General features: G+C 67.9%; 13 protein-coding genes. 4 read left to right on the top strand and 9 right to left on the bottom strand.

Going from position 1 to position 16,103, the window contains the following annotated elements; genetic code table 11:
• Positions 1-25: 25 nt before the first annotated feature.
• From trxA to AC59JP_RS10910, 7 genes are all read right to left on the bottom strand, one after another.
• Positions 26-361 (bottom strand): thioredoxin, encoded by a 336-nt coding sequence (gene trxA / locus AC59JP_RS10940; protein WP_497325809.1) that lies wholly within the window; start codon positions 359-361, stop codon positions 26-28.
• 26 nt (positions 362-387) lie between these two features.
• The gene (trxB, locus tag AC59JP_RS10935; protein ID WP_497325808.1) at positions 388-1,377 is read right to left on the bottom strand and encodes a thioredoxin-disulfide reductase; all 990 of its coding nucleotides are present in this window, start codon (positions 1,375-1,377) and stop codon (positions 388-390) included.
• Positions 1,378-1,494: 117 nt separating this feature from the next.
• Positions 1,495-2,175: an RsmA family anti-sigma factor gene (locus AC59JP_RS10930; protein WP_497325807.1), complete on the bottom strand. Its 681-nt coding sequence runs from the start codon at positions 2,173-2,175 to the stop codon at positions 1,495-1,497.
• Positions 2,176-2,247: 72 nt separating this feature from the next.
• Entirely contained in the window at positions 2,248-2,826 is a 579-nt protein-coding gene (gene sigM / locus AC59JP_RS10925) for an RNA polymerase sigma factor SigM (protein ID WP_497325806.1), read from the bottom strand.
• A gap of 79 nt (positions 2,827-2,905) precedes the next feature.
• Complete coding sequence (locus tag AC59JP_RS10920) at positions 2,906-6,991, bottom strand: murein biosynthesis integral membrane protein MurJ (RefSeq protein ID WP_497325805.1); 4,086 nt, start codon at positions 6,989-6,991, stop codon at positions 2,906-2,908.
• 11 nt (positions 6,992-7,002) lie between these two features.
• Positions 7,003-9,321, bottom strand: coding sequence for a DUF6049 family protein (locus AC59JP_RS10915; RefSeq protein WP_497325804.1), 2,319 nt, complete (start codon positions 9,319-9,321; stop codon positions 7,003-7,005).
• Positions 9,318-9,869 (bottom strand): NUDIX hydrolase, encoded by a 552-nt coding sequence (locus AC59JP_RS10910; RefSeq protein WP_497325803.1) that lies wholly within the window; start codon positions 9,867-9,869, stop codon positions 9,318-9,320. Before AC59JP_RS10910 ends, AC59JP_RS10915 begins: the two co-directional genes overlap by 4 nt.
• A 96-nt stretch (positions 9,870-9,965) precedes the next feature.
• Here AC59JP_RS10910 and AC59JP_RS10905 point away from each other — a divergent pair, with 96 nt between their 5' ends.
• Positions 9,966-11,420 (top strand): CCA tRNA nucleotidyltransferase, encoded by a 1,455-nt coding sequence (locus AC59JP_RS10905; RefSeq protein ID WP_497326470.1) that lies wholly within the window; start codon positions 9,966-9,968, stop codon positions 11,418-11,420.
• A gap of 13 nt (positions 11,421-11,433) precedes the next feature.
• Here the strand turns inward: AC59JP_RS10905 and AC59JP_RS10900 are convergent, their stop codons facing one another.
• A complete protein-coding gene (locus AC59JP_RS10900) occupies positions 11,434-12,684 on the bottom strand; it encodes an MFS transporter (protein ID WP_497325802.1) in 1,251 nt (416 codons plus the stop codon).
• A 53-nt stretch (positions 12,685-12,737) separates the two neighbouring features.
• On the opposite strand from AC59JP_RS10900, the gene AC59JP_RS10895 reads away from it, so the two are divergent.
• Complete coding sequence (locus tag AC59JP_RS10895; RefSeq protein WP_497325801.1) at positions 12,738-13,343, top strand: YqgE/AlgH family protein; 606 nt, start codon at positions 12,738-12,740, stop codon at positions 13,341-13,343.
• Position 13,344: 1 nt separating this feature from the next.
• On the opposite strand, the gene gad is transcribed toward AC59JP_RS10895, so the two are convergent.
• Positions 13,345-14,730 carry a glutamate decarboxylase gene (gad, locus tag AC59JP_RS10890; RefSeq protein ID WP_497325800.1) on the bottom strand — a complete coding sequence of 462 codons (1,386 nt, stop codon included), beginning with the start codon at positions 14,728-14,730 and terminating at the stop codon, positions 13,345-13,347.
• Between the two features lie 72 nt (positions 14,731-14,802).
• On the opposite strand from gad, the gene AC59JP_RS10885 reads away from it, so the two are divergent.
• The gene (locus AC59JP_RS10885; RefSeq protein WP_497325799.1) at positions 14,803-15,165 is read left to right on the top strand and encodes a GntR family transcriptional regulator; all 363 of its coding nucleotides are present in this window, start codon (positions 14,803-14,805) and stop codon (positions 15,163-15,165) included.
• Positions 15,162-16,100 carry a hypothetical protein gene (locus AC59JP_RS10880; RefSeq protein WP_497325798.1) on the top strand — a complete coding sequence of 313 codons (939 nt, stop codon included), beginning with the start codon at positions 15,162-15,164 and terminating at the stop codon, positions 16,098-16,100. Before AC59JP_RS10885 ends, AC59JP_RS10880 begins: the two co-directional genes overlap by 4 nt.
• The last annotated feature ends 3 nt before the right edge of the window (positions 16,101-16,103 follow it).

The following is a 16,103-nucleotide window of genomic DNA, read 5'->3' as shown; positions in this document are numbered from 1 at the left end:
GCGGCGAGTCAGGACCGACAGTGACTCAAGAAAGGACGCCGTCCAAATCCTTCAGCAGTGCGGCCTTGCCCTTGGCCCCGACGATCTGCTTCACGGGCTTCCCGTCCTGGAACAAGATCATCGTCGGGATCGACATGACTTTGAAGTCACGCGTGGCCTGCGGATTCGCATCGATGTCGAGCTTGGCGATGGTCAGTTTGTCGGAGTGCTCCGCGGCGATCTCCTCGAGCACGGGGGCGACCATCTTGCACGGGCCGCACCATTCGGCCCAGAAGTCGACCAGGACTGGCTTGTCGCTGGACAGGACGTCCTGGTCGAACGACGCATCGCTGATGGTGACGGTGTTCTTCTCGTCGGACATGAGTGCTCCTTCTATCGAGTGGGGGGTCAGACGCTGACTGCGTCGACGGGCTTGTCGGCGTTGGACAGGGTGTTGTCGGTGATGTCGCCCTGCTCGGCGAGCCACCGCTCGGCGTCGATCGAGGCCGTACATCCGGTACCGGCTGCCGTGATGGCCTGTTGGTACACGTGATCGACCAGGTCGCCGGCGGCGAACACACCCTCGACGGAGGTGGCGGAGGACGGCGACGCGACCTTCACGTAGCCGGCGTCGTCCAACTCGACCTGTCCGCGAACGAGTTCGCTGCGCGGATCGTGTCCGATGGCGACGAAGACGCCGGTGACGGGCAGAACGCGGGTCTCCCCGGTACGCGAATCCTTGACGGACAACCCGGTCACGCTGGTCTCACCTTGCACCTCGAGAACCTCGGCGTTGGTGATGAACGTGATCTTCTCGTTGGCCTTGGCGCGCTCGAGCATGATGCGCGATGCGCGGAACTCGTCGCGGCGGTGAACGATCGTGACGCTGCGGGCGAAGCGGGTCAGGAAGGTGGCTTCCTCCATCGCGGAGTCGCCACCGCCGATCACGGCGATGTCCTGGTCACGGAAGAAGAAGCCGTCGCACGTGGCGCACGCGCTGACGCCGCGTCCCAGCAAAGTCTCTTCACCGGGGACGCCGAGGTACCGCGCTGCGGCACCCATCGCGAGAATGACGGCGCGGGCGGCGAAGGTCTCGCCGCCGACGGTCACCGTCTTGATGTCGCCGGTCAGAGACACTTCGTCGACGTCCTCGGTGCGGATGTCGGCGCCGAAGCGCTTGGCCTGCTCGCGCATCTGCTCCATGAGGTCGGGGCCCATGATGCCGTCGCGGAAGCCCGGAAAGTTCTCGACCTCGGTGGTGGTCATCAACGCTCCACCGAACTGGGTTCCCTCGAAGACCAACGGAGAAAGTTCCGCACGTGCGGCGTACACCGCTGCGGTGTAGCCGGCCGGACCGGATCCGACGATGATCACTTCGTGAACGTCTGGAGAAGTCATCTCCACCTTTCCAAAACTTGCCGAGAATGGCCGTGCAATGACACGCCTGTACAGGGCTTCAACAGTAGAGGACGTTGCAATGTTCCGACGGTCCTCGGCGGACCGTCCGGATGAGGCTCAGCCCACGTCCCGGCGGGACACGGTGTCGGGCGATCCGGCGCCGCAGTTGTCGCCGACGGCGAGCGCGGTCAGGGTCGGAGGAACCGAGCCGGGAACGATCAGAAGCGTGGCTGCTCGGCCGTCGATAGTGATCGGCGAACTACCGAGTAACGGCATTGCCGGGTTGATTCCGTTGGCCTGCAAGCAGTCTCGCAAAACCTCCGGGTCGGCCAACCTACCCTCGTCGAAACGTCCGATCGAGGCGGACACCAGGGCGCCGTCGATTCCGCTCGAGGATCCGTCGGCCAGGACGGGCGGAGCCTCGGAACTTGAGGTCGACGCGTACACGCCTGCTGCACCGGCGACGATCACCACTGCCGCGGCGGCGGCGAAGGACACTGCGGCTGCCTTCGTGGTGAACCACCGCTTCGGCGTGCTCGCCTCGGCAAGTGTCGAATCCAACCGGGCGCGGACGTCGTCGGGCATCTCGGCTTCTGTGTCGAGGTCGCGACCACGGGCGCCGAGCAGGGACACCACGCTGTCGAGCGAGGCGATCACGTCCCGCGACGCGGGGTCGGCCTGCACCACCGGCCACAGCCGTGCGGCCAGCTCGGGGTCGAGGTTGTCGGCGTGCAGATCGGCAAGCAGCTCGTCGGAGAACGGAGGCTCGGGATCGGCTGCGATCTCCCGATCGACCATCGACCCACCTCACCTTCACCACTGAACCTTCGTCACGAACGGAAGCCACTCACAGACTTGGACGTCTCGCGGCTACGTACGGTTCCCGTGATCTTTCAACGACTTCAGCTCGATAGCCAATTTCTGCCGCCCACGAGCGCAGCGGCTCTTGACGGTCCCCACCGGAACACCGAGCCGCTGGGCTGCCTCGGCCACGCTGAGACCCTCCATGTCCACGGCGACGATCGCGGCACGTTGTTCGTCCGGCAGCGCGAACAGGGCCTTCTCGACCACGATCTGCATTTCCACGTCCGCGGTCCGGTTCCTCGGTTCGGGAGGTTCGTGGCCGTCCTCGGCGAGGGGAATGGTGGGTCGGACCCGGTTGCGCCGTATCCGGTCCAGGCAGGCGTTGACGACGATGCGATGCAACCAGCTGCGGACGGCAGCGTCGGCTCGAAACGATCCGGCGGTGCGATGAGCGGACAGGAGCGCTTCCTGCAGGGCGTCGGCGGCGTCTTCGGGTGAGTAACTGGACCGCCGCGCAGTCAGCCACAGATGGTCGTAGTGACGCCGGACGAGCACGCCGAACGCCGCGTCGTCCCCCGCAATGTGCGCCGCCAGGAGTTCACCGTCCGTGGCGTCGTCCCCGGCGACCCCCCGATTGAATCGCACCCGCGGATGTTAACCGACGATCGGTCTGTTTCGTCCGCTGAACAGGGCATCCGGTCGGTTGCGACCGAACACCGGCCGATCAGTTGGTACCGGTCACTCCGATGTCGGCGATCGTGGAGCGATTGTTGCCGCCGGCGGTGCTCAGGTCGGTGATCCAGAACAGGACGTGATCGACCGGGCCGTCGGGCCTGACGGAGATGTCGTTGAGTCCGTTCGTCAACGTCGCCGACCCGATGACCTGCGTCTGATCGAGCGTCGGCGACGACGAGGTGGCCGACCGGATCTCGACGACCGTTCCCGGCGACGGCGAGTTGATGTAGACGCTGGAGATGTTGCTCGGCCGGTCCAGAGTGGTCAGCAGCCCCACACCGTTCTTGAGCGAGGGGAACGGCTGGAAGTACGAATCCGTGTCCCACACGGTCGACGGATTGTTGTCCAGCACGTTGTCGACCGTTCCCGGGTTGTCCGCACTGCCCTGCGGCGAGAACACCTCGACGGACGCGATCGGGATCGGTGTCGCCGCGGGCGCCGCGGGCGCGGCCGTGTCACCGGGCGCCGCCGGAGCGGCGACGGTGGTGGTCAATCCGAAGTTCTGCTGCGTGAGCGGAGCGTCCGAGCTGCCACCGGCGAAGAAGTTCGCGATCCACCACCCGAGCAACCCGAGGATGATGACCACGACGGCGCCGAGGCCGACCATCGCCGCGATCATCAGATTGGACTTCTTCTGTTCTGCCGCAGCATCTTCCGGGTCGGCAAGTGCATGACCGGATGCGCCGGGTGCGCGTTGGCCGAGACGCAACGCGGGGATCATCTCGGTCTGTTCGTTCACCACCGCGGCTTGTCCGAGGATGTGCTGAACGGTTGCCGCAGTACGGATCCCGGTGTTCTGCTCGAGGGCTCGAACCGCGACGGCCGAGATTTCGAACGGCACGTCCGGACGGATGGCGCGCGGCTCGACGGGAGCTCCGACACTGGTGCGATCGGCCAGGGCCATACCGCCGACGGTGCGTGCTCCCTTGCCCGGAGTTCCGTCGGCGCTCGCCGGCTCGCCGAGGGGCCAGCGGGCGGTGATCAGCGCATAGAGCATCGCGCCGAGACCACGTACGTCGGCGCCGGGATCGGCGTCACCGAGCGTGGCCGGAAACGCAAGTACCGCATCGCCTTTGGTGCTGATACGCACGCGGTCGGGATGATCGATCGACAGGGCGCCGCCACCGCGGTGAGCCGCTTCGGCTGCCGCGGCGAGGGACTTGATGGCGTTCGCTGCGCCGATGGGCGACGGCACCGTCTCCGCCATCTCGCGCAGCGATCGACCACGCGTCCATTCGGCGACGACGATTCCGCCCGAACTCCCGCGCACGACATCCAGAACGCGGGCGAGGCCCGGCGAGGTGATACGGCCGAGCCGCAGCGTGCGCGACAGCACGGCCTGGGGGCCGTCGTTGTCTCCGGCCGGTTCTCCGGCGGCACGCTGATCGGCGTCGACGAATGTCAGCGCCACCTCGCGGTCGAGCTTGACGTCGTGGGCTTGCCAGAACTTGAGGCCGCGTGCACCGCCGTGCGGAGCGAGCAGACGGTAGCGGCCACCGGCGACGGAGGCACCGGGAATCAGCTGCGGGCCGCGCAATGTCGGCCGCGGGTGGTCGGGACCACCCATCGGCGGCATCGCGGGTGCGCCGGTCGGAATCATGCCGGTGTCGACGGACGTCTCGCGGGCCAGCTCCGCGGATTCTTCCGTGCGGTCGGCGGCCTGGTCGTCGTCGGGCGAGGTCGCCGCTTCCGACTGTGCCTCGTCTGACTTCGCTGTCTCGTCTGTCTTCGCTGCCTCGTCTGCGGCTGCTGCGCGGGTGTTCGCTGCCGCGTGGACCTGACGTTCGTCGGTGTCGGTGGACACCCCGCCGGGAGCCGTGTCGGCTCCGGTCTCGGAGGGAACGCGCCCCCCCGCAGCCTCGTCGTCGGTCAAAGCAGCTCCTTCACCTGTGATTCGTGCGTCCGTGTCGACGAACGCAGGAAGGACCGTCGTTTCGGAATCGTCCGCCGGTCCGCTTCGGGGACCAGGGTACGGGAGTGCCGCCCCCGGGGTGACCGGAGTGGAGCCTGCGGAACGGCCCGAGCTACCCGGAGTGGAGCCGGCGCCATCCATGCGTAGAACAGGCAAAAGGTCGGTTTCGGCGAACATCGGATCGGGTGTCCGCATCGTGGTGGTGACCACCTCGTCGGGGAGCGGTGTGCCTCGGCCGAGCTTGCGGTTGACGGTCGCGACCACGGCCACGATCTCCGGAATGCGAGCGAAGTAGAGGATCGCGAAGACGATCAACATCATCAGCGTTCCGTCGAACGCGACGCGCACGAGCGACGCCGCACCCGACGTCAGGTTGTTCAAGCCCAACAGCCGGTCGGCGCCGTACATGACGGCACCCGCGAGGACCGTGGCTCCGAGCACCACGCCGACGGTCCGCTGCACGCCCGCGAGCTTGAGGTCGGCAAGGCTGCGGCGAAGCAGCATCCACCCGATGACGGCGCCGGCGGTGTATCCGAGACCGTTGGCCACACCGAGGAGGAGAACGACCTGGCTGTCCGACGTCGCGAGCACGGGTGCGAGAGCGGACAGCGCGATCTTCACCGAGGTGATTCCGATGACGATGTAGGTCGGGGTCCAGGCCTGCTCGCGGGCGTAGAAGACGCGCAGGTGGATCAGGACCAACGAGTACGGGATGAGGGTGAACGCCGAGTAGCTGACCGCTTCGCCGAGGCGGCCGGCGTCGGTCCCGAAGTTGCCGTAGCCGTAGAGCGCCTGGCCCACCTGCGGTCCGGCCACGGTGAGGAAACCGATGACGGGGATGAGCGCCAGCATCGTCAGGCGGGTGGCGACGGACAGGTCGTCCACCACCGCAGGAGTGTCCTTGGCGGCGGCGTTTCGACTGAGCCGCGGCATGATCGCCGTCAGCAGTGTCACTCCGAGGACGCCGTACGGCAGCTGCAGAAGTAGCCAGGCGTTGTTGTAGATGGCCGGTCCGGCGACGTCGGCGGTGGACGAGACTCGGGTCGCGAAGATCATGCCGACCTGGCTGATCATCACGTACAGGATGATGGCCACGGCCATCCCGCCGAACTGCTTGAGACGAGCGTCGAGCCCCCACAGCGGGCGTAGGTCGATGCGGTTGCGACGCAGCGCCGGAACGAGCGTCAGGACCTGCACCACCACGCCGGCAGTCACACCGAGCCCCAGGACCAGCAGTTTCGGATCGCTCAGTCGAGTGGGGTCCAGCGAGATCTCGCCGGGAACGAGCAGGTAGACCACCAGCACGATCAGGACGACGACGTTGTTGAGTACCGGTGCCCACGCACCGGGCTTGAAGTTCTGCCGCGTATTGAGGATGGCGGTGAAGAGGGCAGACAGGCCGTAGAACATGATCGCGGGCAGCAACAGGTACAGCAGTGCCGTCGTCAGACCGATGTTGCCCTTGCCGTCGGAGGCGAGAAACAGGCTGGTCAACACCGGTGCGGCGGCCGTGGCGAGGGCTGCGGCGAGAACCAGCATCGTCAGCGCGGCGGTGAAGAGTCGCCGGACGAAGGCCGCGCCCTGGTCCTCGTCCTCGCGTTCGGCTCGCACGAGTACCGGAACGACGATGGCCGTGAGCACCGCGCCGAGGACGAACTCGGAGATCATGTTCGGAATGACGCTCGCCACGGTGTACGAGCTGGCGACCAGCGGGCCCAGGACCGTGAGGAACATGGCTTGCTTGAAGAAGCCGGTGATGCGGCTCAGCAGGGTGGCGATGGCGATGGACCCGGTTGCCGCGAGGAGTTTCGAGGTCGACTGGGTGCTCTGCACCGGCGGAGGAACCGGCACAGGAGCGGGCGGCGGGCGGGGAGGCTGGCGCAGCGGCGGACGCGGCGGTTCGATCGGCCTGTCGAGCGGAGGTCCGGGCCGTCCCGTCCGAGGCGGAAGCTGCTTCTCCAGCCCTGTCGCGACCTGGATGGGAGGCGCGTCCGAGTAGTACGGGTCGTCCGGGCTGATTCGCTGCGGCATGGCACGCCTGGTCGGCCCGTCGGTGCGGGCGACGCGCTCGGACGGGTTCTCGACCGGTGGTAGCACCGGGCGTTCCCACGGTGCCTGCGGAGCAGAACTCGCGCGGTCTCCGCGTGGTGTGCTCCCCGTCATGGACTTACCTCTTACCCTTCGTCGGCTGGATCCGGCTGTCCCCGGAATCGGTGCCAGAGGCGCCGACCCGCGAGGAGCAGCAGGAGAACCCCGGCCCCCGCTGTAATTATGGCCAAAGCTCGACCGTACGCATTGGAACGAACGTTCACGGTGGCCGGTTCGCCCAGCACCGTGCCGTCGGCCGTCGTCAGTCCGATCTGGACCACCATCTTCTCCGAGTCGCTGACGCGCGCGGGCACCTGCAGCGAGCGGCTTCCGCGCGGCGGCAGCAGGGTGGGTCCGATGTCGTCGACCTCCATCGCGGGCGGCGCGTCGACGGCGAGTCGGACGGTGATGCCGATGGGTAGGTCGTTGCGCGCCACCAGCAGAAGCGGGCTCTGTTCCGACGCAAGGGTGAACACGCCGCCCGGAGCGATGATGGACACGGACGCCAGCAGATCGTCGACTTCGGTGCGGACGTTGGCCACCCGGATCGCGGCCTCGGTCTCGGCGTCGGTACGCAGGGCGCCGCGTCGGTCGGTGGTGGTCATGGCTCGGAGCAGATCCTCGCGCATCGGGTTGGTGAACCGCGCCGGAGTCAGGGCGTTCTGCGGGTCGTCGACCAGTGCGGCCATCATCGAGTCGATGCGCCCCACCTGCCCGGCCGCGCCACCTCGTATCGACTCCGGTGTGCCGTCCGCCGATGCGGCGGCCGGGTAGGACGGCGTCGTCGCAGGCGTGGTGACCGTCCGGCTCAGGAACACCGACCAGGGTCGTGGGGACCCCAGCCCGGACCGCAGCATCGCCGACACGGTTCCCAGCACGGCGGCTGCTTCGTCGCCGTCCGCGGTCCAGCCCTGCGGCGGAACCACCGTCAGGGTGCGTTCACGACCCGGTGTGGGGGTCAGGGATTCCCAGGTCAAGGCACCCAGCGCATCCTGCAGACGGGCGGTGCGCGAATCCTTCGCGAGGTCGTACACTTGGTTGACGGGTGTGAACGACGGTGTCTGCGGCTGGTCACCGATCGCCGCGAGCGCGGTGGCCGACGCCGGATCGAACAAGGCTGCCCGTATCGACCCGGTCGACGAGCCGGGCACGGCGACGTCCACGAGATCCTGTGGCTGGTCCCCGGCGACGGTGTTGGCTGCGACGAGTGCAGTGTTCTGACCCTGCCCGGCCAGCAGCGACGCGGTGGCGGTGTCGACCGCGCCGGCATCCGGCCAGGTGAGGCCTCGGCGCGAGGTCACCCCGAGAATCGTGTCCACGACGTCCGACGGTGTCGTCACGGCGCTGGTGGAGAGCAGGCTGTCGCCGATCTCCGCGACGGCGGACAGGTCGGTACCGGCGAACGGAACCGCCGTCACGCACAGCTTCGACGCCAGTGCGCGAACGCGCTCGAGCCACGCGGATGCGGCGTCGGCGCCGGTGCCGTCGTGCGACGGACCGGTCGGGTCGGCCGGGTTGTCGACGACGAGGTAGCCGCGCGTCATGTTGGAGACGGTGACGAGCAGATCCGGGTCGACGGCGAGGCAGACGCTGTTCGCCAGCGCGCCGCCGGGATCGACGGCGCTGCCCGTCGCGAATTCGAGAGCCGAGACCAACCCGTCGAGCCGACCCCCCGACGCGAGAGACGTGGCGAGGTCGTCGTCGACCAGCCGCACCTTTTCGTCGAGCGATCCGGGGTTGCCCGCGGCGAGGCGAGGACGATCTGCGAGCGGCCACATGACCGACACGGCGAGGGGGTTCGCGATGTCCGGGGCAACGGGTGTGGCCGTCGGCGCGGCCGGATCAGGAGCGAGGGGATCACGCGGGACACCGACCACGGGCAGAAGGAAGCGGGCGTCGTCGAGTCGGGCCTGCTGTCCGTAGTCCGGGGCGCCGTTGACGTTCACCAGCATGGGGTAGACACCGGGCGCGTTGATGTCGAGGGACGGCCCGGACGGTCCGCGCAGCGGCATGGACAGCGTGAAGGGCACCGATTGCCCGACGTCGAGCTTGTCGGTGAGGGTCTCGAAGTCGCCGACGGTGTCGAACACGTTCTGCTCGAAGGTCAGGGACGTGCGCAGTTGTTCGGCGGAGGACACGGGTGCGGCGCGTTGCAGGCGAACCGCCACCTCGTCCACCGCTCGGTCACCGACGTTGCGAACGGTGCCCGCGACCGTGACGGTCGACGGGCTGCTGGTGGTGACGGTGGTCGGGCCGACCGTGTCGATCGACAGCGCGAGGAATTGCGCGTTCTCCGATTCGGCGGAAGCCGGCTGCGCGTCGGCGGGTGCGGCGGCGAAGAGAACGAACACGAGCGCGACGACGACGGCCGACAGCGTTCTGCGGCAGGAGAACCCCGGACTCATTCGGCCGTGGGACGGTCTGGACCGGTATCGGAGTCCATTCGGGCGATCATTTCGCCGGCCAGCTCGGCGAGCTTGCGTTCGTCGGCGTAGGCGAGTTTGGACTCGAGCTCGGCGAGCGGCACCCAGGCGACCTCGGTGACCTCGACGTCCGCGTCGGAGAGTTGACCACCGAGAAACCGCAGCAGGTAGTGGTGGACCGTCTTGTGTACACGGCGGCCTTCGGTGACGAACCAGTAGTCGATGCTGCCGAGGGGTGCGAGGACCGTGCCGCTGATGCCGGTTTCCTCGGCCACTTCGCGCATGGCGGTCTGCTCGGGCGTTTCACCCGATTCGATGTGTCCCTTCGGTAGCGACCACAGCAGCCGGCCGCGGCGATCGGTGCGTCCGATCAGGGCGGCGCACTGCTTCTCGCGCGGTCCGTCGAGACCGTCGACGACCAACCCACCGGCCGAGGTTTCCCGGACCGTGCGCAGCGTCGGTTTTTCTCCGGAGCGAGGTCGCCGCCGAACACCTCGGCGGTTCCTGTCAGCTCGCTCGGCACCGGACACCCGCCCGATACTAGTTCTTTCTCCGTCCTCACCTTCTCGTGCCGCGCCTGCGACCGCGTCCGGAGCGGTGTGACCACCTCGGTAGGCTGCGTCGTCGTGGCCGATTCGTCCTTGACTCCCGACGTCGGTCGCCGCGACCGCCTCCTGGCCTCGGCGACCGTGGCTCTGCGCGAGCACGCGGACGTCCTCGGCCCGCTCGGCGCTCGATTCGCCGAGAAGGGGTTCGAGCTGTATCTCGTCGGCGGCAGCGTGCGCGATGCCCTGCTCGGGCGACTGGCCGACGATCTCGATTTCACCACGGACGCCCGGCCCGCGGACGTCCAGAGCTTGCTCGCCGGCTGGGTCGACCACCAGTGGGACACCGGCATCGACTTCGGAACGATCAGCGCCGTATTTCACGGCAAGCAGATCGAGATCACGACGTTCCGTGCCGACCAGTACGACCGCGTGTCGCGAAACCCCGTGGTCACGTACGGTTCGTCGCTCGAGGACGACCTGGTCCGCCGCGACTTCACCGTCAACGCGATGGCCGTGCGCCTGGGCGCGGACGGATCCCAGGAGTTCGTCGACCCCCTCGGCGGACTGGACGCGCTGCTCGACGGGGTGCTCGACACCCCCGGTGCGCCGGAGACGTCCTTCGACGACGACCCCCTACGGATGTTGCGGGCCGCCCGGTTCACCTCGCAACTCGGCTTCACGCTGCTTCCGCGGGTGTTCACCGCGATCACGGAGATGGCCGAGCAGATCGACCGCATCACCGTCGAGCGAATCACCGCCGAGCTGGACAAGCTGATCCTCGGTGAGTTCGCGGTCGACGGCATCGAGGTCATGTGCGAGACCGGGCTGGCGGCGCGCATCCTGCCCGAGATTCCCGCGATGAAGCTCGAGATCGACGAGCACCACCAGCACAAGGACGTGTACTGGCATTCGCTGACCGTCCTCCAGCAGGCGATCGACCTCGAGGACGGCGATCCCGACCTGGTGCTGCGGTGGGCTGCGCTGCTGCACGACATCGGCAAACCCGACACCAAACGCAACGAGCCCGGCGGCGGAGTCAGCTTTCACCACCACGAGGTGGTCGGGGCGAAGATGGTGCGAAAGCGGCTGCGGGCGCTCAAGTTTCCGAAGAAGCTGACCGACGACATCGCTCAGCTCGTCTTCCTGCACCTGCGCTTCCACGGGTACGGCAAGGGGCAGTGGACGGATTCGGCGGTGCGCCGCTACGCCACCGACGCCGGCGACCTCCTCCCCCGGCTGCACAAGCTGGTGCGGGCCGACTGCACGACGCGCAACAAGCGGCGCGCGGCCGCGCTGCAGGCCACGTACGACGACCTCGAGCAGCGGATCGCGCGTATCGAGGAGCAGGAGGATCTGGCGCGCGTGCGCCCGGACCTCGACGGGAACGCGATCATGGAGTTGCTGGGCATCCCCGCGGGCCCTGAGGTGGGCAAGGCCTGGAAGTTCCTCAAGGAGCTGCGCCTGGACCGGGGACCGATGGAGCGGGACGAGGCCGAGCGCGAGTTGTTGGCGTGGTGGGCCGCTCGATCGTGAGTTCTGGGTGTATTTACGTGCGCTGAGCGCACGCACTGGCACCCAAACTCGCCAGATACACGGCGACCCCGACGTACACCAGCGTCTGCGGGTGGTCGGCCACGGTCGCAGCCACTGCGATCGCGCCCACGAACGCCACGTTGAAGACGGTGTCCTGCAGCGCGAAGACGCGTCCGCGGTGGGCGTCGTCGATGTCGAGCTGCATGGCCGCGTCGCCGGTCAGCTTGATCGTCTGACCGGCGACACCGAGGACGAACGCGCCCACCACGATCACGTCGGGCGTCAACGTCGCGATCAGCAGCCCCTGGGCGGCGGCCGCGACGATCAGGGCAGCCGCGATGGTGCGCCCACGACCCACCTTGGGAATCAGCAGCGGTGTGATCAGGGCGGCGAGGAGCATGCCTGCCGCCGTCGCGGTCAGTGCCACTCCGAATCCGGCGAATCCGGCCGGTACGAACCCGTCGGAGGTGTTGCCCCGCAACAACAACACCATCACCAGTGTGTCGATCCCGAACACGATGCGGTGCGCGCCGATGCCGAGCATGGCGGCCAGTACCGATCTCGCGCGCCACACGGCGGATGCGGCCGAGGCGAAACCGCGCAGTACGTCCCCGACGGCGGAGGTGGTGCTGTCGACCCCTCGGCCGAGGACGCCGGCCTCGAAGCCCGCTGCCGCGACGACGCCGATCACGGACCCGACGATCGAGAGGCCGGTCGCGATGGCCCCCGCCGCGTCCCCTGACCCGACGACCGCGATCACGGCCACGGCGACGCCCGCCCCGGCGGCGGAGACGCCGGAGCCGACCGTGGCGAGGACCGAGTTCGTGGTCACCAGCCAGGACGGGCGCACCACGTTCGGCAGTGCCGCCGACACCCCGGCCAGAACGAATCGGCTGACACCGACCGCCGCCAACGCCGTGACGAGCAGTGCAGTGTCTCCCCCGCCCGTGGCCAGCAGCAGCGCGGCAACTCCGATCAGGATGCCGCGCAACAGGTTTGCCCACAGCAGGACCGATCGCCGGTCCCAGCGGTCGAGCAGCGCGCCGGCGAACGGGCCCACCAGTGAGTAGGGCAGCAGAAGCACCGCGAATCCGGCGGCGATGGCCAGGGGGTCGGTCTCGCGCTCCGGGTTGAACAGGATCGCGCCGCCCAGCGCCGCCTGGAACATGCCGTCCCCGAACTGGCCCGCGAACTTCACCGCGGTCAGTCGAATCGCCCCGGGCGACTGGCGCAACCGGGTGCGCACATTCGTCTCGGCGGACATGACGAGACACTATCTCCCAGCCAATCCCGGTTGCCGGTGCGATGATGGATGGCGTGGGATACGCGGAGGAACCGGAGGACCGTACGGCGTCGACCGATCACGTCGTTCGTCCCGGAAGTTTGCTGGTCTCGTCGACGGAGCTGGTGGAGCCGACGTTCCGGCGCACCGTCATCTACGTCATCGAGCACAACGACGCGGGCAGCCTCGGCGTCGTGGTGAATCGGCCCAGCGAGACCGCGGTACGCGGCGTGCTGCCGCAGTGGGCCGATCTGACCGCCCAGCCGAAGACGCTGTTCGTCGGTGGACCGGTCAAGCGTGATTCGGCGCTGTGCCTGGCGACGCTCCGCCGCGGCGTCGACCCGGACGGCGTCCGCGGGATCCGCCGCGTCGACGGCCGAGTGGTGATGGTGGACCTCGACAGCGATCCCGACGACATCGCCCCGATGGTCGACGGCGTGCGCATCTTTGCCGGGTACTCCGGCTGGTCGCTGGGCCAGCTGCACGGTGAGCTGGAGCGCGACGACTGGATGGTGGTCTCCGCGTTGCCGTCGGATCTGATCGGCCCGCCGCAGACGGATCTGTGGGCCCACGTCCTGCGGCGGCAGCCGATGCCACTCGCGATGCTGGCCACGCACCCGGTGGACGTGACCAGCAACTGAGTCAGTGTGCGAAGGGCTCGACCTTCGGATGCCGGTGTCCTGCAACGCGTTGGTGCAGGTCCGACACGACCGCGTCGATCGATTCGCACAGCAGCCGGCCGAGGTCGGCGCTGAAGGCCTCGCGCACGACGATGCGGAGCACTTCCACGTCGGTGGCGTTCTCCGGCATCGTGTAGGCGGGCACCTGCCATCCGCGGGCGCGCAGTTCATGGGAGATGTCGAACACCGAGAAGCCGGGATCGCCGCGGAGCATGAACGACACCACCGGGATCGCGCTCCCGTCGGTGATCACCTCGAAGTCCTCGTGCTCGCTCAGGTGCTGTGCGACCCGGGTGGCCGTGTCGCGCAACGCTTCCATGATGCGGGTGTAGCCGCCGCGGCCGAGGCGCAGGAAGTTGTAGTACTGCCCGATGACCTGGTTGCCGGGTCGTGAGAAGTTCAGCGTGAAGGTGGGCATGTCGCCGCCGAGATAGTTCACCCGGAAAACCAGATCCTCGGGAAGGTCCTGCGCGGTGCGCCAGACGACGAAGCCGAGTCCGGGGTAGGTCAGTCCGTACTTGTGGCCGCTGGCGTTGATGGACTTCACCCGCTCGAGCCGGAAATCCCATGCGAGGTCGGCGTTCAGGAACGGCACCACGAAACCACCGCTCGCACCGTCGACATGAATGGGCACGTCCGGCCCGCCCTTCGCCGCGAGATCGTCGAGGGCGTCGGAGATCTCGCCGATCGGCTCGAGCTCGCCGGTGAACGTGGTCCCGAGAATCGCGACGACGCCGATCGTGTTCTCGTCGACCGCCGCCGCGACCTGCTCGGCGGTGATGACGTAGCGGCCCTTCTCCATGGGCAGGTACTTGGGCTCGACGTCGAAGTAGCGACAGAACTTTTCCCACACGACCTGAACATTGCTTCCCAGAACGAGATTGGGACGGGAGGTGTCCGCGCCCGACTCTCGGCGCCGCGCGCGCCACCGCCACTTCAGGGCCAGTCCCGCGAGCATGACCGCTTCGCTGGATCCGATGGTCGACACCCCGGTGGCGGACGACGAATCCGTCGGTGACAGGTCGGGCGCATTCCACAGCGCGGCAACCATGTTCACGCACCGCTCCTCGATCGACGCGGTCGCGGGGTACTCGTCCTTGTCGATCATGTTCTTGTCGAAGGTCTCCGCCATCAGCTTCTCGGCCTCGGGGTCCATCCACGTGGTGACGAAGGTGGCGAGGTTGAGCCGGGAGCTGCCGTCGAGCATCAATTCGTCGTGAATGAACCGATATGCCGCATTCGGGTCCATCGAGTCGTCCGGGAGTCGTAGCGCCGGAATCGGATCGGTGGCCAGCCGTCCCGTGTAGGCAGGCCTGATCACACCGTCGGGATGGTCGAATCGCGTCATGATCGTGACGGTAGACCGGATTCCTGAGAGAAGGCACTTGTTATACTAAAACTAGAACTATACGATGACGATGTGTTCATTCGAGTCGATCCCTCCGCACCGGAGCCGCTCTTCGCCCAACTCGCCGGCGCGATCCGCACCGCGGTGGTGCAAGGCGACGTCGTCACCGGCGAGCGACTGCCGTCGGCGAAGGAACTGGCGGCGTCCCTCGACGTCAACGTGCACACGGTCCTTCGCGCGTATCAAATCCTGCGCGACGAAGGGTTGCTGGAACTGCGGCGCGGGCGCGGCGCCGTCATCAGCGCGAGCCCCCACGACTGGACCGATCTGCAGAAGGCACTCGAAGTCGTTGCGGCCGAATCGGTTCGGCTCGGCCTCTCCCACGACGCCACCACGTCGTTGGTACGTTCCGCCATCGAACAGGAGTCGTCATGACCACAAGAATGCGTTCGCTGCTGCTCGTCGCCGGCTTGCCGGTGCTGGTGATCACCACGGCCGCACTGGCCGCCGCGTTCTGGCCCGGCGATCTGCCGAACACTCTCGTCACCGGTGAGTCGCGCACGACCTCGCTGAACACCATGATCGCGGTGTTCGCCCTCACGACACTGGTGTTCTCCGGAGTTCTCTCGGCCTTCCTTCTTCGCGCGACCCACGTCGACCACCTCGTCCGCGCCCTCCTGGCGTCGGTGTCGGTGTGGCAGGCTGTCTACCTCGCGGCCGTGCTGGTGGGTACCGTCGCCGTCCAGAGTGGCGGTGCCGCAACGGAATCGATCGACGGGGTCCTGATCGTTGCCTTCGTTCTCGCGATCGCGGTGGCCGCGGCGGCGTGGTATCTGACCCCGCGGGACGACCCGCGGCCCCCCGCCTCGGCGCTGCCCGCCGACGCGTCGCGAATCGAGCTGACGGCAGACGAGACGGTCGTGTGGACGCGCACCGCGTCGAGCCGGACCGGAGTCGCCGTGGCCGTGGTGGCGTTCATGGTCTGCGTCGCGGCCTCGGCCATCACCGGAACGTGGTTCGCGTTGCTGATCGGCCTCGTCGTCCTGGCACTGGTGGGAAGTCAGATGACGTGGCGAGTCACCGTCGATCGCCGCGGGCTCACGGCGGCACCGCTTCTCGGCTTCCCCACCATCAGGACCCCGCTCGCGGAAATCGACTACGCCGAGTCCACTACCGTGGGTGCGTTGCGCGAATTCGGTGGCTTCGGTCTACGACTGGGACGCAAGGGCCGCACCGGTATCGCGCTGCGCAGCGGAGTTGCGCTCGAGGTCCACCGCACCGACAACCGGCCCCTGGTGATCACCGTGGACGACCCCGACACCGCCGCGCAGTTGCTGAACGGACAGATCGCTCGGTCCGGTCGGTCGTAGGCT

The sequence above is a fragment of the Rhodococcus sp. 320_ES genome, assembly GCF_059691855.1.
This window is presented reverse-complemented; position numbering and strand designations above follow the sequence as displayed.